Annotated in this window: 1 protein-coding gene; it reads right to left on the reverse strand. The window is 38.5% G+C overall.

From position 1 onward, the window contains the following. Positions 1–239, reverse strand: a 239-nt coding sequence (rpsH, locus tag FE392_RS22960; protein WP_319931988.1) for a 30S ribosomal protein S8, incomplete at both ends; no start/stop codon positions are given.

Genomic DNA, 239 nt, shown 5'->3' on the forward strand with positions numbered 1-239 from the left:
CTCCCTTAGATGTAGAAACAAGAGCGATACCTAATCCGTTAAGTACACGAGGTACTTCATCAGCTTTTGCGTAAACGCGTAAGCCAGGTTTACTGATACGTTTTAATCCAGTGATTACACGTTCATTGTTTGCACCATATTTCAGGAAAATACGAAGGATACCTTGTTTGTTATCCTCGATGTATTCTACATCACGAATGAAACCTTCACGTTTTAAAAGTTCAGCGATCTCTTTTTTG

Source organism: Xenorhabdus santafensis (genome assembly GCF_033949405.1).
Taxonomy (GTDB): Bacteria; Pseudomonadota; Gammaproteobacteria; order Enterobacterales; family Enterobacteriaceae; genus Xenorhabdus; species Xenorhabdus santafensis.